Source organism: Microbacterium sp. MYb62, from assembly GCF_002979475.1.
Lineage (GTDB): Bacteria > Actinomycetota > Actinomycetes > Actinomycetales > Microbacteriaceae > Microbacterium.
On sequence record NZ_PCOY01000013.1, the window covers coordinates 17814 to 33354 of the forward strand.

The window sequence follows — 15541 nt, forward strand, 5'->3', positions numbered from 1 at the left end:
CGCGGGTGACCTGTGGAGAACGGATCAGCCGCCGAGCGCGTTCAGCCACGCGCGGCGAGCCTCGAGCGCGTCCGCGGCTTCCTTCGCGGCCTTCTTGTCGCCGGTCTTCTCGGCAGCGGCGACCTCGGCTTCGAGCTTCTCGATGGCCTCGAGAAGCTGCGAGCTCATGTCGTTCGCGCGTGCCTTCGTCTCCGGGTTGTTCTTCTTCCAGTCGACGTCCTCGCGGCCCTTCACACCCTGTTCGATCGCGCGGAGCTTGTCGTCGAGCGCACGCTCCTTCTCGCGGGGGAAGATACGGCCGATCTCGTCCCACTGGCGCTGGATGTGCGTGAGGAGGGCGCGGGCGCGCTTGATGTTGGACTCGTCGGCGACAGCCTTGGCCTCCTCGAGCAGAGCCTGGCGCGCCTCGATCTTCGGGGCGGAGTCCGCTTCCTCGGCGGCCGCCTGCTCGGCGCGGGCGGCATAGAGGGCATCACCGGCGGCCTTGAAGCGCGCCCACAGGGCGTCGTCGGCCTTGCGCCCGGCACGTCCGGAAGCCTTCCACTCGTCGAGCAGGTTGCGGTACGCCGGGATGCCGTCGATGCCGCGCGGAGCGAGAGCCTCGGCGCGCTCGACCAGGCGCGACTTGGCGTCGCGTGCAGCCTTGTGCGCGTCGTCGAGCTCGGAGTAGAAGGCGCGGCGCTGCTTGTCGACGATGGCGCGCGCGTCCCGGAATCGCTTCCAGAGCTGCTGCGAGATCCCCTTCGACAGCCGCGGGCCGTTCTGCTGCTGCGCCTGCCAGGCGTCGAACAGCTCGCCCAGCTCGGCGGTGACCTGCTTCCACTGCACCTTGCTGAGGTCGCGCGCGGCGATGGCCTCGGCGCGTTCGACGAGGGCGGTGCGCTCGGCGATCGCCTGGTCGACGAGCTCCTTGGCCTGCTGCGCTTCTTGCTCGGTCGCCTCGGACAGCGACGATGTCAGTGTGTTCAGCCTGTCGCGCAGACCGGCGAGGTCACCCACGGCGGCGGCATCCGTCGCCTCCTCGATCAGGTGACCGGCCTGCTTGGCGAGGTCGCTCGCAGACGCTCCGCCGGCCTGCTGCCGCTGCTCGAGGGCATGCACCTTGAAGGCGATGTCATCGAACTTGCGGACGAAGTAGGCGAGGGCCTCCTCGGACGTGCCGTCGGGGTACTGGCCGACGACGCGCCAGGCGTCGCCCTCCTTGACCTCGACAGTGCCGTCTTCGGACACGCGACCCCATTCGGCGGATGTCGAAGACGCGGCCGGTACCGGCGCGACAGGTGCAGTGGCGGCGGCCGGCGTCGGCGCCTTTCGCGGCATCGGCACCGCGGGGGGTCCGGGGATGGGGGGAGTCGGCTTCGTGGGCTCGTTGGCAGACACGTGATTCTCCTTGCGCGGTCGGGCCGCGGGAGGCGGAAAGGACGAGGCTCAGCCTAGTACGCCCGAGCACCACGGGTGAGGCCCGGCCTCACCGGTGATCGTTACCTTTTCGTGAGGAGAACTTTCGATGGAGGGAACACTCCTCGTCATCTCCGGGAAACACGATCCTCCTATCGTCGCGAGCACGACAGTCCTTCCGGTCGACAGGAGCAGCATGAACGACACCGCGTCCCCGACGAACGAGATCCTGGTCGTCGGGGCGGGGATGGCGGCACACCGGTTCGTCGAATGTCTGCTCCACGATCCGAGCACGGATGTGCGGGTCACGGTGATCGGCGATGAGGGACACGGTCCCTACGACCGGTCCGCTCTGGTCGAGGTCCTCGCCGGGCGAGATCCCGCCGAGCTCCAGCTCGAACGCGCAGCGTTCGGCGACGATCGCGTGCGGCTCATCCGCGATGATCGGGTGCTGCGCATCGATCCGGCCGCGCGTACCGTCCGGACCCGGGCGCGGCGCACGTACGCCTACGACACGCTCGTGCTGGCGACGGGCTCGTTCGCCGCGCGGGTCGCGGTCGACGGAGCACGTCTTCCCGGCTGTTTCGTCCTCCGGACGATCGAAGACGCCGAATCGGTCCGGGAGTTCGTGCACACCCGTTCCCGCATCCTGGGCCGGCCCCTGCGCGGTGCGGTCATCGGCGGAGGCCCTCCCGGACTCGCCACGGCGGAGGCGCTGCACGACCTCGGCATCGACACGACCTTCGTGCAGCATCCGGAGCATCTCCTGCCTGCAGAGCTGGATCAGACGGCCGCGACGGTGCGGCGGATCGCCCTCGAGGAGAAGGGCATCACCGTGCGAACCCGCGCACGGACGACGCGTCTCGACCCGGACGAGTCGGGTGCGGTCACCGCGCTCGAGTTCCAGGACGGGAGTTTCCAGCGCGCGGACATCGTGATCTTCACCATCGGCGTGCATCCGCGTGACGAGCTCGCGCGCAACGCCGGGCTCGAAGTGCATCCGCGTGGCGGCGTGATCGTCGACGACCGGTGCGGGACCTCGGATGAGAACATCCTGGCGATCGGAGAAGCGGCGTGCTTCGAAGGTCGCCACATCGACGCCGTCGCTCCTGCACGGGTGATGGCGGAGCTCGCCGCCGCACGGCTCCTCGGCAAGGACGTGAGCCATCGCGGGCACGATGGATCCGCGCCCCACGGCATCCCGGTGGTCCTATCGACAGGCGCAGGAGGCGAGATCGCGCCGGGGCAGCTCATGGCCATCGGGCGGATCGCCGAGGTCTTCCGTGTCCGGCCTCGGATCACCGGGGCGGGAGTCGAGTTGCGAGGGGCGAGGCCGGAACAGTCCTCCGCGCTGTGGGAGCAGCTGGTCGCAGCCGGTCTCGTGGACGGCGCCCTCGTCGGTGCCGACGCAGGCGAGGCGCCGCCCGGACAGGTCCCGCGGGATGTCCAGGGACGACGAGCGGATGCGTCCGGGACCGCGCCTCGCCCGAGGGGACAGACCACGCGCGGGCCGGTCGTGCGCGGTTGGGGTGAACGGGCGCGTGCCGGCGAATCACTCCTCGGTTCGTCGGGCCGGGTGGAGAACCCGGCATGAGGATCGCGCGGCCGCGGACGCACCACGCGCTCAGCGGATGCACCATCGCCGTCTCCGGCGTGTGGGGGCAGGCGGATGCCGCTTCGGCAGCCGGCGACGTTGCGGGAACCGGTGAGCTCGGCGATGTCCTCGGGGAGGCAGGCGCGGATGTGGTGCAGATCCGGACACCGGCCGACCTGCGCCGCGCGGTGGAGCGCGCAGGCCTCGGCCGGGTCGATGCCGTGCTCTTCCCCTCGTCGTCCGCGTCCTGGGTCACGACCGCGGAGAGTGCAGGCGTGCTCGACGCGAATCGCCGAAGAGCGGCGACGGGGCGGCTGATCCTGTTCGCGCGGGACGAGGGGGAGGCCGCACGTCTGCACGCGGCACGCCTTCCTGCGCGATCCGCCGAGCAGCCCACCGCGACCGCACTCGTGCGCGGCGTGCTGGCGCACTACGGCAGCGGGGTTGCGTCGCTGCCCACCGACGTCGGGCGCCTCGAGGTGCGCAGCGGCGGCGTCGTCGTCGACGAACGCTTCATTCCTCTCTCGCCGGGCGCCACCGGAATCATCGAGGCGCTGTTCCTCGCCCGAGGCCGTGTCCTCTCGCGAGCGGAACTGGGAAGGTCGCTTCCCGGCCGGCGCAGCGGTCGGGCGGTGGAAGTCGCCGTCGCGCGTCTGCGCGAGGCTCTCGACAGGAGAGAACTCGTTCAGACCGTGGTCAAGCGGGGCTATCGCCTCGCGGTCGCCGAGGAGTGATCGCGGAGCGTCGCCGGTGCGGCGTGCGGCGACTACTCCGCCGGCGCGTCCGAGGGAACGGTATCGGGGGTGACCGGTGGAGTCTCGGTCGGTGCCGTCGAGGGCTCGACCGAGGGTGACGGCGTCGATTCCGGCTCCGGGACGGTGACCTGCGCATGAACGACCTGGCTGCCGATCGCCGCGACGACGATGAGGCTGCCGACGATGGCGGCGATCGTGTTGTCGCGGATCCGACGGCGGATCTGTCCCTCATGCCATCGGGTGCGCGCGGTGTGCAGCCGTGCGCGCTCCGCCGACGTGCGCGCCTGTGCGTTCTTGGAACCGCGTGCGGCCATGCCCTGGATCTCCCGTCCGAACGTCGCTCGACGACGTCGCCTGAGAGCCTACCGGGACGCGGCTGTTCACCGAAGTGTCGGGGCCCGCCGTTAGCCTGGAGCGATGACGTCTCCTGCCGCGCTGCTCTCCGGGCAGACGCCCCTCGCCGTGCGCATGCGTCCGGTGTCCCTCGCCGAGGTCGCGGGGCAGCGTCATCTGTTGCGCGCCGGCTCGCCGATCGTCGCACTCGCCGACCCGGACGCCACGTCGCCGGGGGCCGTGTCGATCATCCTGTGGGGGCCGCCGGGCACCGGGAAGACGACACTCGCGCAGGCGATCGCCCGCTCGTCCGGGCGTCGATTCGTCGAGCTCTCGGCGATCACCGCGGGGGTGAAGGACGTGCGCGAGGTCATGCAGGAGGCGATCACGCAGCGCGACCTCTACGGACAGACGACGATCCTCTTCCTCGACGAGATACACCGCTTCACGAAGGCTCAACAGGATGCGCTCCTGCCCGGCGTCGAGAACGGCTGGGTGATCCTGATCGCCGCGACGACCGAGAACCCGTCCTTCTCCGTCATCTCGCCGCTGCTCTCCCGCTCGCTCCTGCTGACCCTCCAGCCGCTGACCGACGACGACATCGGGCTGCTCGTCGACCGCGCGGTCGACGACGCCCGCGGGCTCAACGGTGCCGTCACCCTCAGCGTCGAGGCACGATCGTCCCTGGTCCGACTGGCGTCGGGCGACGCGCGGCGCGCCCTCACCGGGCTCGAGGCCGGAGCAGCGGTCGCGCTGTCCCACGCCGCGGCGGCGTCTGCCGATGGCGATGAAGCCGCTTCCGGCGACGATTCTGAAGACGCGACTGAAGGCACAGGAGTGCCGGAGGTGTCGGCCGACGACATCGCGCAGGCGGTCGACAAAGCCCTGCTGCGCTACGACCGGCAGGGGGACGAGCACTACGACGTCATCAGCGCCTTCATCAAATCGATCAGGGGCTCGGATCCCGACGCCGCCCTGCACTACCTCGCGCGGATGATCGAGGCGGGGGAGGACCCGCGGTTCATCGCCCGGCGTCTGGTGATCTCCGCATCCGAAGACGTGGGTCTCGCCGACCCGCAGGCCCTCGCCATCGCCGTCGCCGCAGCGGATGCCGTGGCGTTCATCGGCATGCCGGAGGGGCGCATCCCCCTCGCGGAAGCGACGGTGTACCTGGCGACCACCGCCAAATCGAACGCGGCCTATGTGGGCATCGATGCCGCGATCGCCGACATCCGCGCCGGCGGTTTCGGCCGCGTGCCGCTGCATCTGCGGGATGCGCACTATCCGGGTGCCAAACGCCTCGGCCACGGACGCGGCTACATCTACTCGCACGACAGCGAGTTCGGGATCGTGCCTCAGCAGTATCTGCCGGATGAGCTGGACGGACGGCACTACTACGAGCCGAAGAACCTCGGAGCGGAGCGCGACATCGGTGCGCGTCTCGAGCGCATCCGTCGCATCCTCGGCGACCGCTGACCCCGCCGATTCGACGGGGAACCACGATCTGTTAGACTTGAGCGGCTCGAAACCGAGTTTTCGGGCATCTCCTCGTTCACACCACACCTTGATGGCGCCCCGGCGTGCGCTCCCAGGCAGAACGCGGACGATACGTCCGTGAGTCGTGAAAGACGCGACCACGTCATCGGAAGGACAACTTCGTGACCACGAAGTCCCAGGACCGCCGCAAGGTGCGTCTGAGCCGTGCCCTTGGCATCCCGCTCACCCCGAAGGCCGCCCGCTACCTCGAGAAGCGTCCCTACGCTCCGGGCGAGCACGGCCGCACCAAGCGCAAGGCGGACAGCGACTACGCCGTCCGTCTGCGTGAGAAGCAGCGTCTGCGCGAGCAGTACGGCATCCGCGAGAAGCAGATGCGCAACACGTTCAACGAGGCTCGCCGCCAGGACGGCCTGACCGGTGAGAACCTGGTCGAGCTGCTCGAGATGCGTCTCGACGCCCTCGTCGTGCGTTCGGGCTTCGCCCGCACCACCGCGCAGGCTCGCCAGCTCGTCGTGCACCGTCACATCCTCGTCGACGGCCAGCTCGTCGACCGCCCGTCGTTCCGCGTGAAGCCGGGTCAGCTCATCCACGTCAAGGCCAAGAGCGAGGGCACCGAGCCCTTCCAGGTGGCAGCAGCCGGCGGTCACGCCGAGGTCCTGCCCCCCGTCCCTGGCTACCTCGAGGTCGAGCTCGACAAGCTGCAGTCGCGTCTGATCCGTCGTCCGAAGCGCGCCGAGGTCCCCGTGACCTGTGAAGTGCAGCTCGTCGTCGAGTACTACGCGGCTCGCTGATCCAGCGACAGAGCAATCAGGCAGGAGGCGTCGGGATTCCCGACGCCTCCTGTCGTTTCCGCATACGATGGTGACACCGCGCCTTCGCGGGTCAAAGGCAAGGATGGCGACATGAAGAACGTGCTGTGGTTCCTGATCGGTGTGATCGGCGGCTTCGTCGCGGCTCACTTCATGAACAAGGACCCGCGTGGTCACGACATCCTCGCCGAGGTCGACGCCCGGATCAACGGTTTCACCGCGATCCTCGGCGACGCCTACCGCGAGCAGGAGGCACGGCTCACGGAGCCGGGCGACAACTGAACCACCGCAGCAGCGCCTCGGCGCGGCATCTTCACGCAAGGACACCCGGCACTCTATGAAAACTGCGGAGATCGCGCAGCGTTACCTCGACTTCTTCGAGAAGAACGACCACCTCATCGTCCCCTCGGCATCGCTGGTCAGCGACGACCCGTCCCTGCTCTTCACGGTCGCCGGAATGGTGCCGATGATCCCGTACCTCACGGGTGTCGTCCCCGCACCTCACCCGCGCATCGCCGACGTGCAGAAGTGCATCCGCACCAACGACATCGAAGAGGTCGGACGCACAGCCCGCCACGGCACGTTCTTCCAGATGCTGGGCAACTGGTCTTTCGGCGACTACTTCAAGGAAGGCGCGATCCGCTACGCCTGGGAGCTGCTGACGAGCTCCGAGTCCGACGGGGGTCTCGGTTTCGACGAGAAGGACCTGTGGATCACCGTCTATGAGACCGACGACGAGGCCGAGGCGATCTGGCGCGACATCATCGGTGTGAAGCCGGAACGCATCCAGCGGCTCGGACGCGCGGACAACTACTGGAACACCGGTCAGCCCGGCCCCGGTGGACCCGACTCGGAGATCTTCTTCGATCGCGGTCCGGCATACGGCAAGGACGGCGGCCCCGCCGTCGACGACTCGCGGTTCCTGGAGATCTGGAACCTCGTGTTCATGCAGGACTACCTCGAGAACATCCGCAGCAAGACCGAGTTCGACATCGTGGGCGAGCTGCCGATGAAGAACATCGACACCGGCATGGGGCTGGAGCGCGTCGCGTTCCTCAAGCAGGGCGTCGAGAACATGTACGAGTCGGATCAGGTGCGTCCGGTGCTGGACCGCGCCATCGAACTCTCCGGGCGCCGCTACGGCGTGCAGCACGAGGATGATGTGCGCTTCCGCGTCGTCGCCGACCACGTGCGCTCCTCGCTCATGCTCCTCTCCGACGGCGTGCGTCCGTCCAACGAAGGTCGCGGATACATCCTGCGCCGACTGATGCGCCGCACCGTCCGTGCGATGCGTCTGCTCGGTGTCGACGAGCCGGTCTTCCCCGAGCTGTTCGTCGCATCGCGCGACGTGATGAAGACGACCTACCCGGAGCTCGAGAAGGACTGGTCGGTGCTGTCGGCATCCGCCTTCGCCGAGGAGGAGACGTTCCGCCGCACGCTCGTCGCCGGCTCCACGATCCTCGATCTCGCGCTCGACGAGACCAGGAAGGGCGGGGGGAAGACCCTGAGCGGCCCCGAAGCCTTCCTGCTGCACGACACGTACGGCTTCCCGATCGACCTCACGCTCGAAGTCGCCGAAGAGGCAGGGCTCGACGTCGACCGTGCGGCATTCGACACGCTCATGCAGGAGCAGCGTCAACGAGCCAAGGACGACGCGCGCAACCGCAAGCGGCAGCTCGCAGACGTGTCGGTCTACCGTGATCTGCGCGCCCTGGGCGAGACCGGCTTCGACGGCTACACCGCCCTCGAAGTCGAGTCGCGGGTGCTCGGACTCCTCGTCGACGGTGCTCCGGTGCGCAGCGCTGCCGAAGGCCAGATCGCCGAGGTCGTGCTCGCCGAGACGACGCTCTACGCCGAGTCGGGTGGGCAGGTGGCCGACAAGGGCACGATCGTCGGCCCCGGCTACGTGCTCGAAGTGCTCGACGTGCAGAAGCCGGTGCCCGGCCTGATCAGCCACACCGTCGAGGTCACGCGCGGAAGCGTTGCCGTCGACGACATCGCGACCACGGTCGTCGACGCCGCGAACCGCCGTGCAGCGCGCCAGGCGCACTCGGCCACACACCTCGTGCACGCCGCCCTGCGTGACACGCTCGGACCGACCGCGACGCAGGCGGGGTCTTTGAACCGCGCCGGTTACATGCGCTTCGACTTCGCCTGGTCTCAGGCCCTGTCCACGGACACCCGCAGCGAGATCGAGGAGATCACGAACCGTGCGGTGCAGGACGCCCTCGAGGTCACCACGCGCATCGTCTCGCTCGACGAGGCGAAGGAGGCCGGTGCCATGGCGCTCTTCGGCGAGAAGTACGGCGATGTCGTCCGCATGGTCGACATCGGCGGCCCGTGGTCGCGCGAGCTGTGTGCCGGCACCCACGTGAGCACGAGCGCGGAGATCGGCCTGGTCAGCCTCGTCGGCGAGTCCTCCGTCGGCGCGTCCAACCGCCGTATCGAAGCGCTCGTCGGTGCGGACGCGTTCCGCGAGCTCGCGGCCGAGCGCGCGATCGTGTCGCAGCTCACCAGCTCGCTGAAGACGCCCCGCGAGCAGCTGCCCGAGCGGATCGCCGATCTCACGGCGAGCCTGAAGGCGGCGGAGAAGCGCATCGCCCAGTTCGAGGCGAAGGAGCGCGCGGGCCAGGTCCCGGCCATCGTCGAGGCGGCGACCCGTGTCGGTGCGTATCGCCTGGCTGCACAGAACCTCGGCGAGGTCGCATCCGCTGATGATGTGCGCGACCTCGTGAACGGCGTTCGCGACCGGCTCGGCTCCGATGCGGCTGTCGTCGCATTGGGTGCTGTCGTCAGCGGTCGCCCCGTCGTGGTAGTGGCGACCAATGACGCGGCGCGTTCGGCCGGCGCGAAGGCCGGTGCGCTCGCGAAGCGTGCCGCCGGCGTGCTCGGCGGCGGTGGCGGCGGACGAGACGACCTCGCGCAGGGTGGTGGCGCGGATGCTGCGGCCCTCCCGGCGGCGCTCGACGCCATCTCACAGGAGCTGCACGGCGCGTGAGCGGCTTCCGCCGCGGCGTGCGGCTCGGGATCGACGTCGGACGTGCGAGAGTCGGTGTCGCCCGCTGCGACCCGGACGGGATGCTCGCGGTGCCCGTCGAGACGGTCGCTCGTGACGACGCATCGATCGATCGCCTCCTGCAGATCGCGGGCGAGTACGACCCGTTGGAATTCGTCGTCGGACTCCCGGTGAACATGCAGGGTGCGGATACTCCGTCGACCACGGACGCGCGCGAGTTCGCCGCCGCTCTGCGGCTGCGCAGTGGCATCCCGGTGCGGCTGGTGGACGAGCGGCTCAGCACGGTGACGGCTCACGCGGCCTTGCGCAGTTCCGGGAGATCTCAGAAGAAGTCTCGTAGCATTGTGGATCAGGTCGCCGCCGTGGTGCTTCTGCAGCAGGCGATCGACATGGAGAAGAGCACCGGGAACCCGGCCGGTGCCACCATCTCGCCTGACGAGGAGCACGCCTGACGATGTCCGAACGTGACAGCGCTACGCCCCGGCACGACCCCGACGCCCGCCTGGGCGACCTGTTCGAGAACCTGCCCGAACCCACCAGGCAGATCCCGACGGTCGACAACAGCGCGCCCGCCCCCGGATCGCGTCGTGCCGCCCGCGAGGCGGCAGCCGGTGACACACCGGCGCGGGGCACGGCGAGTGCTCCCTCCGAGCCTTCTCCGGTCCCCGTGCGCGCCTCGGCAGACGAAGCCGTCGCCGCCGATGCCACGCCGCCGTCGCCGATCCCGGTCCGCGCCTCGGCCGATGCGGCGGAGACACCCACCCGCGCGATGCCCCAGGTGGCGCCGATCGCGGCAGCCGACGCCACACCGGAGCCGGTCATCGGAGGCGGACTCGACGACCTCTTCGTGCCGCATGACGATCATGTCGATGCGAAACCGAAGAAGAAGAAGCGCCGTAAGGGCTGCCTGATCGCGCTGATCGTCGTCCTGGCGATCCTCGGCGGCATGGCCGCCGTGGGCGTCTGGGTCGCGAACGCCTACGGCGACAAGATCAGTGACGTCATGGGCTGGGGCGAACCGGACGACTTCGAACCGGGACTCGCGACGGGCGAGGTCTTCGTCACGATCAAAGACGGCGACACCGGATCTCCCGTGTCCACGGCCCTCTACGAGGCCGGCGTCACGAAGACCCAGGACGTCTTCTACGACTACCTGGTCGACGAGAACATCGCCGTCATCTTCTATCCGGGTGTGTACCGCCTCCAGGAGAAGATGACCGCCGAGGCCGCCCTCGAAGCTTTGAGGAACAAGGACAACAAGCTCGAGAACACGGTGATGGTCGACGAGGGAGGCACGGTCGTCTCCTCCCTTCCCGAAATGGCAGCCACGCTCGGGCTTCCCCTCGCGGACTTCGAGGCCGCGGTTCAGGATCCGTCGCAGTACGGCGTCGACGCCCCGAGCCTCGAGGGCTGGCTGTTCCCCGCGCGGTACACGTTCGACCCCGAGGTGACGGCGCCGCAGGTCATCCAGCGGATGGTGGACCGCACCCGCGAGTCGCTCGCGGCCGCCGGTGTTCCCGATGCGGACGCCGAGCGCGTGCTGACGATCGCCTCCATCATCCAGAGGGAAGGCCGGCTGGATGACTTCCCCAAGGTCTCCCGCGTCATCCAGAACCGCCTCGACATCGACATGCTGCTGCAGATGGATTCGACGGCCCAGTACGGATACGGTTCCCTGCACGAGGGCGTCGTCTCGAGCTCGAAGGAAGCCCTGGAAAGCGACAACGCCTGGAACACCTACAAGCACACGGGGCTTCCGGTCACGCCGATCGCCAATCCGAGTGACGCGGCCATCAAGGCCGCGATGAGTCCGGCGGACGGCCCGTGGCTGTACTTCGTCACGATCAACCTCGCGACGGGGGATACCCAGTTCTCCGAGACCCTCGCCGAGCACGAGGAGGGCGTCGAGAAGTGGCGCGCATGGTGCCGGGCGAACCCCGAGGGCGGCTGCTGAACGGTGGCACGATCGCGACTGGCGGTCTGGGGCGACCCGATCGCGCACTCCAAGTCACCGGACCTGCACACCGCGGCGTACCGGGTGCTCGGGCTCGACTGGGACTACGGACGCCGCCAGATCTCCGCTGACGAGTTCGCGCCGACCATCGCGGAGCTCGACGACTCCTGGCGCGGTCTCTCGCTGACCATGCCGCTGAAGGAGGAGGCGTTCCGCGCCGCCGTGACGAAGGATCGCCACGCGGAGCTCACGGGCGCCGTGAACACGCTGCTGCTGGGGAACGCACCTGTCGGATTCAACACCGACGTCGGCGGAATCGTCGACGCCCTGGCCGAAGCAGGCATCACCCGTGTCGAGTCCGTGCGCATCCTGGGCGCAGGGGCGACGGCGTCATCCGCGCTGGTCGCCGCGTCCGAGATCGGCGCGACCCATGCGGATGTGCGCGCACGGCGCCCCGAGCGTGCCGCTGGCCTCCTCGCACTCGGCGAGCGGCTGGGTATCGAGGTGGTGGCGCTGCCTCTCGACGCACCGGCCGACGCCGTCGAGCTGACGATCGCGACCCTGCCCAGCGGCACGACGCTCCCGGTCGACGTCGCCGCCACGCTGGCGGCGACCGGGGGTGTGCTCTTCGATGCCGCGTATGCACCGTGGCCCTCGGCTCTGGCCGCGACGTGGAGGCACGGCGCGGCCCTCTCCGGGCTCGGGATGCTCCTGCACCAGGCCGTGCGCCAGATCAGGATCTTCCGTCATGGTGACCCCGCCGTCCCGCTTCCCGATGAGGCGACGATGATCGCGGCGATGCGCGCCGCTCTCTGACTCGACGCGCGGGACGAAACGCGGCGCAGCGAGGGTCCGAACCCGTGGGAGACTGGAGCAATGCTCCGCGTGCTCACGGCCGGCGAATCGCACGGCCCAGAACTCATCGCCGTCATGGAGGGCCTGCCCTCCGGCGTCCCGGTGTCGTCCGAGGCCATCCAGGCCGATCTCGCTCGTCGCAAGCTCGGCTACGGCCGCGGCTCACGCATGAAGTTCGAGCAGGACGAGCTGACCATCTCCGGCGGCGTCCGCCACGGCAAGAGCCTCGGCAGCCCGATCGCGTTGCGCATCGGCAACACCGAGTGGCCGAAGTGGATCGAGGTCATGAACCCCGAACCCGTCGAGCTCACCGACAAGTCCCGCGGGCGCAGTGCTCCTCTGACGCGTCCGCGCCCGGGCCACGCCGACCTGGTCGGCATGCAGAAGTACGACTTCGACGAGGCCCGCCCGATCCTCGAGCGTGCGAGTGCCCGCGAGACCGCCGCCCGCGTCGCGCTCGGAGCGATCGCCCGGTCGTTCCTCGGCGAGCTCGGAATCCGTCTCGTCAGCCACACCCTGTCGATCGGTCCGGTGCGTGTTCCGGACGGGTCCCCGCTGCCGACCCCGGACGATGTGGATGTGCTCGACGCCGATCCGCTCCGCTGCTTCGATCCGGCGACGTCGGCTCTGATGGTCGCGGAGGTCGACGACGCGAAGAAGGACGGCGACACGCTCGGCGGCATCGTCGAGGTGCTCGCCTACGGCCTTCCGCCCGGACTCGGCTCGCACGTGCACTGGGACCGTCGCCTGGACGCACGACTCGCTCAGGCGCTGATGAGCATCCAGGCGATCAAGGGCGTCGAGGTCGGCGACGGATTCGAGACCACGCGGCGCCGCGGATCGGCAGCCCACGACGAGCTCTTCGCGACCGCCGACGGCATCACCCGTGGCTCCGACCGCGCCGGCGGCACCGAGGGCGGCATGTCCACGGGCACCGTGCTGCGCGTCCGCGCCGGGATGAAGCCGATCGCCACGGTCCCTCATGCCCTGCGCACGATCGACATCGCGACCGGCGACGATGCCACGGCTCACCATCAGCGCTCCGACGTGTGCGCCGTGCCGGCCTCCGGTGTGGTCGCCGAGGCCATGGTCGCGGTCGAGCTCGCGAACGCGGTGCTGGAGAAGTTCGGCGGCGACAGCATCCGCGAGACGCGTCGCAATCTCGAGGGGTACCTCGACGGTATTCCTGCCGAGCTGCGTACGACCCCCGCGTCCGAGGCGGCGCTCATCGCGCATGACGAGCGCGGCTGATCCGCTGACGCTGGTGCTGGTCGGTCCGATGGCCGCCGGCAAGACCAGCGTCGGCCGCCGGGTCGCCCGACGACTCGGGGTCGCGTTCATCGACACCGACAGGCGCATCGTCGCCGCACACGGGCCGATCCCCGGCATCTTCGCCGCGCACGGCGAGGCGTACTTCCGGGATCTCGAGCGTGCGGCGGTGGCCGAGGCGCTCGAGGAGGGCGGGGTCGTCTCACTCGGCGGCGGCGCGGTGACGGAGGCCGCCACGCGCGAGCTGCTGAGCGCGCATCCCGTGGTGTTCCTGACGGTGAGCGCGGATGCGGTGGTCGACCGGCTCCGCGGTGGCAACCGCCCCCTGCTGGCAGGGGAGGAGGATCCGGTGGAGCGCTGGAAGAACATCTTCGAGGAGCGTCGGGGGTGGTACGCCGAGGTCGCCTCGACGACCTTCGACACCTCACGTCGTCCGATGCAGAAGATCGCGGACGAGATCGTGGCATGGAGGAGAGAACAGCGATGAGCACGACGACCATCGGCGTCACCGGGAACGACGCCTACGACATCACCCTCGGGCGAGGAATCCTCGACCGGGTCTCGACGGCTCTCGCGCCGGGAGTGCGCAAGATCCTCGTCGTGCACCCGCCGACGCTGGCCGCGCGCGCGGCGGAGCTCCGTGATCGGCTCCTCGCCGACACCGCCGAGGGCCCACGCGAGGTGCTGCTCGCCGAGATCCCGGACGCCGAGCAGGGGAAGCGCATCGAGGTCGCCGCCTTCTGCTGGCAGGTCATGGGGCAGGCGGACTTCACGCGCAGCGACGCCGTCATCGGATACGGCGGTGGTGCTGTCACCGACCTCGCCGGATTCGTCGCGGCGACCTGGCTGCGCGGCGTGCAGCTGATCCAGGTGCCGACCACGGTACTCGGCCTCGTCGACGCCGCCGTCGGCGGCAAGACCGGGGTCAACACCGCCGAGGGGAAGAACCTGGTCGGCGCGTTCTGGGCGCCGACCGCCGTCATCGGCGACCTCGACGAGCTGGCGAGCCTGAGCCCGAACGAGGCCACCGCGGGATTCGCCGAAGTCGTGAAGGCCGGGTTCATCTGGGCTCCGGAGATCCTCGACATCATCGAGGCAGACCCCGCCCGTGCCGTCGACACGACGACGGACGAGTTCCGCCGCGCCGTCGAGCTCGCGATCGACATGAAGGCCAAGGTCGTCGCGGATGACTTCCGTGAGGCCGGGCTCCGCGAGATCCTCAACTACGGGCACACGCTCGGACATGCGATCGAGCACGCCGAACGCTACCGCTGGCGTCACGGCGCGGCGATCTCGGTCGGCATGCTGTACGCCGCAGAGCTGTCGCGTCTCGCCGGACGGCTGTCGGACACCGCGGCCGAGCGCCACCGCACGATCCTCGACTCGCTGGGCCTTCCCACCACGTACCGCGCGGGAGCCTGGCCGCAACTGCTCGCCACGATGCAGCGCGACAAGAAGAGCCGGGGCGGGATGCTGCGCTTCATCCTGCTCGACGACATCGCCAAGCCCACGGTGCTGCAGGCTCCGGATGAGTCGCTGATGTTCGCCGCCTACCAGGAGGTGGGTGCGTGACCCGGCGGATCCTGCTCGTGAACGGGCCGAACCTGAACCTCCTCGGAACGCGCGAGCCGGAGATCTACGGCACCGCGACGCTCACCGACGTGGAGCGGATCACCGCGGACGCCGCCAGCGAGCTCGGGTTCGAGGTGCGCGCGGTCCAGAGCAACCACGAAGGGGTCCTGATCGACGCGATCCACGCCGCCCGCGAGGATTGCGCCGGGATCGTGATCAACCCCGGCGGGCTCACCCACACCTCCGTCGTGCTCCGCGATGCGCTCACCGGAGTGTCCCTGCCGTTCGCCGAAGTGCACATCTCCGATGTCTACGCGCGCGAGGTGTTCCGGCATCATTCCTACCTCGACGACGTCGCGGCGGTCCGCGTGGTCGGGCACGGCGTCGACGGCTACGCGGACGCCGTGCGGCAGCTCGCAGCACTCATCCCTTAGAATCGACTGTCGGCTCCGCCCGACCCCGCAGACTCACGAACGGAACTCGCAGCGC

Annotated in this window: 15 protein-coding genes; 13 read left to right on the forward strand and 2 right to left on the reverse strand. The window is 69.5% G+C overall.

What is annotated here, in order from left to right; all coding sequences use genetic code 11:
• Positions 1 to 24: 24 nt before the first annotated feature.
• A complete protein-coding gene (locus CQ042_RS13300) occupies positions 25 to 1380 on the reverse strand; it encodes a DUF349 domain-containing protein (protein WP_181157564.1) in 1356 nt (451 codons plus the stop codon).
• A gap of 214 nt (positions 1381 to 1594) precedes the next feature.
• Here CQ042_RS13300 and CQ042_RS13305 point away from each other — a divergent pair, with 214 nt between their 5' ends.
• Entirely contained in the window at positions 1595 to 2992 is a 1398-nt protein-coding gene (locus tag CQ042_RS13305) for an NAD(P)/FAD-dependent oxidoreductase (protein ID WP_181157565.1), read from the forward strand.
• Positions 2989 to 3726, forward strand: coding sequence for a winged helix-turn-helix domain-containing protein (locus tag CQ042_RS13310; protein WP_105670940.1), 738 nt, complete (start codon positions 2989 to 2991; stop codon positions 3724 to 3726). Before CQ042_RS13305 ends, CQ042_RS13310 begins: the two co-directional genes overlap by 4 nt.
• Before the next feature lie 32 nt (positions 3727 to 3758).
• On the opposite strand, the gene CQ042_RS13315 is transcribed toward CQ042_RS13310, so the two are convergent.
• Positions 3759 to 4061 (reverse strand): hypothetical protein, encoded by a 303-nt coding sequence (locus tag CQ042_RS13315; protein ID WP_105670941.1) that lies wholly within the window; start codon positions 4059 to 4061, stop codon positions 3759 to 3761.
• Between the two features lie 103 nt (positions 4062 to 4164).
• Between CQ042_RS13315 and CQ042_RS13320 the strand changes: the two genes are divergently transcribed.
• The 11 genes from CQ042_RS13320 (at position 4165) to aroQ (ending at position 15486) form a co-directional block, all read left to right on the forward strand.
• Positions 4165 to 5556 (forward strand): replication-associated recombination protein A, encoded by a 1392-nt coding sequence (locus CQ042_RS13320; protein ID WP_105670942.1) that lies wholly within the window; start codon positions 4165 to 4167, stop codon positions 5554 to 5556.
• Positions 5557 to 5738: 182 nt separating this feature from the next.
• Entirely contained in the window at positions 5739 to 6368 is a 630-nt protein-coding gene (gene rpsD / locus CQ042_RS13325; RefSeq protein ID WP_105670943.1) for a 30S ribosomal protein S4, read from the forward strand.
• Between the two features lie 111 nt (positions 6369 to 6479).
• Positions 6480 to 6668 (forward strand): hypothetical protein, encoded by a 189-nt coding sequence (locus CQ042_RS13330; RefSeq protein WP_017202147.1) that lies wholly within the window; start codon positions 6480 to 6482, stop codon positions 6666 to 6668.
• 55 nt (positions 6669 to 6723) lie between these two features.
• On the forward strand, positions 6724 to 9384 hold the full coding sequence (alaS, locus tag CQ042_RS13335) for an alanine--tRNA ligase (protein ID WP_105670944.1): 2661 nt from the start codon (positions 6724 to 6726) through the stop codon (positions 9382 to 9384).
• Positions 9381 to 9854, forward strand: a complete 474-nt coding sequence (gene ruvX, locus CQ042_RS13340) for a Holliday junction resolvase RuvX (RefSeq protein ID WP_105670945.1) — start codon at positions 9381 to 9383, stop codon at positions 9852 to 9854. Before alaS ends, ruvX begins: the two co-directional genes overlap by 4 nt.
• Positions 9855 to 9856: 2 nt before the next feature.
• Complete coding sequence (mltG, locus tag CQ042_RS13345; RefSeq protein ID WP_105670946.1) at positions 9857 to 11356, forward strand: endolytic transglycosylase MltG; 1500 nt, start codon at positions 9857 to 9859, stop codon at positions 11354 to 11356.
• 3 nt (positions 11357 to 11359) lie between these two features.
• Positions 11360 to 12172: a shikimate dehydrogenase gene (locus CQ042_RS13350; RefSeq protein ID WP_105670947.1), complete on the forward strand. Its 813-nt coding sequence runs from the start codon at positions 11360 to 11362 to the stop codon at positions 12170 to 12172.
• A gap of 60 nt (positions 12173 to 12232) precedes the next feature.
• Positions 12233 to 13462, forward strand: a complete 1230-nt coding sequence (gene aroC / locus CQ042_RS13355) for a chorismate synthase (RefSeq protein WP_105670948.1) — start codon at positions 12233 to 12235, stop codon at positions 13460 to 13462.
• The gene (locus tag CQ042_RS13360) at positions 13446 to 13967 is read left to right on the forward strand and encodes a shikimate kinase (RefSeq protein ID WP_105670949.1); all 522 of its coding nucleotides are present in this window, start codon (positions 13446 to 13448) and stop codon (positions 13965 to 13967) included. Before aroC ends, CQ042_RS13360 begins: the two co-directional genes overlap by 17 nt.
• Positions 13964 to 15052, forward strand: coding sequence for a 3-dehydroquinate synthase (gene aroB / locus CQ042_RS13365; protein WP_105670950.1), 1089 nt, complete (start codon positions 13964 to 13966; stop codon positions 15050 to 15052). The genes CQ042_RS13360 and aroB overlap by 4 nt, the downstream gene beginning before the upstream one ends.
• Entirely contained in the window at positions 15049 to 15486 is a 438-nt protein-coding gene (aroQ, locus tag CQ042_RS13370; protein ID WP_105670951.1) for a type II 3-dehydroquinate dehydratase, read from the forward strand. The genes aroB and aroQ overlap by 4 nt, the downstream gene beginning before the upstream one ends.
• Positions 15487 to 15541 lie beyond the last annotated feature (55 nt).

Coding starts and splice junctions, on each gene's coding strand:
- CQ042_RS13305 (WP_181157565.1), top strand. CDS start 1,595: ATGAACGACACCGCGTCCCCGACGAACGAGATCCTGGTCGTCGGGGCG.
- CQ042_RS13310 (WP_105670940.1), top strand. CDS start 2,989: ATGAGGATCGCGCGGCCGCGGACGCACCACGCGCTCAGCGGATGCACC.
- CQ042_RS13315 (WP_105670941.1), bottom strand. CDS start 4,061: ATGGCCGCACGCGGTTCCAAGAACGCACAGGCGCGCACGTCGGCGGAG.
- CQ042_RS13320 (WP_105670942.1), top strand. CDS start 4,165: ATGACGTCTCCTGCCGCGCTGCTCTCCGGGCAGACGCCCCTCGCCGTG.
- CQ042_RS13330 (WP_017202147.1), top strand. CDS start 6,480: ATGAAGAACGTGCTGTGGTTCCTGATCGGTGTGATCGGCGGCTTCGTC.
- alaS (WP_105670944.1), top strand. CDS start 6,724: ATGAAAACTGCGGAGATCGCGCAGCGTTACCTCGACTTCTTCGAGAAG.
- mltG (WP_105670946.1), top strand. CDS start 9,857: ATGTCCGAACGTGACAGCGCTACGCCCCGGCACGACCCCGACGCCCGC.
- aroC (WP_105670948.1), top strand. CDS start 12,233: ATGCTCCGCGTGCTCACGGCCGGCGAATCGCACGGCCCAGAACTCATC.
- CQ042_RS13360 (WP_105670949.1), top strand. CDS start 13,446: ATGACGAGCGCGGCTGATCCGCTGACGCTGGTGCTGGTCGGTCCGATG.
- aroB (WP_105670950.1), top strand. CDS start 13,964: ATGAGCACGACGACCATCGGCGTCACCGGGAACGACGCCTACGACATC.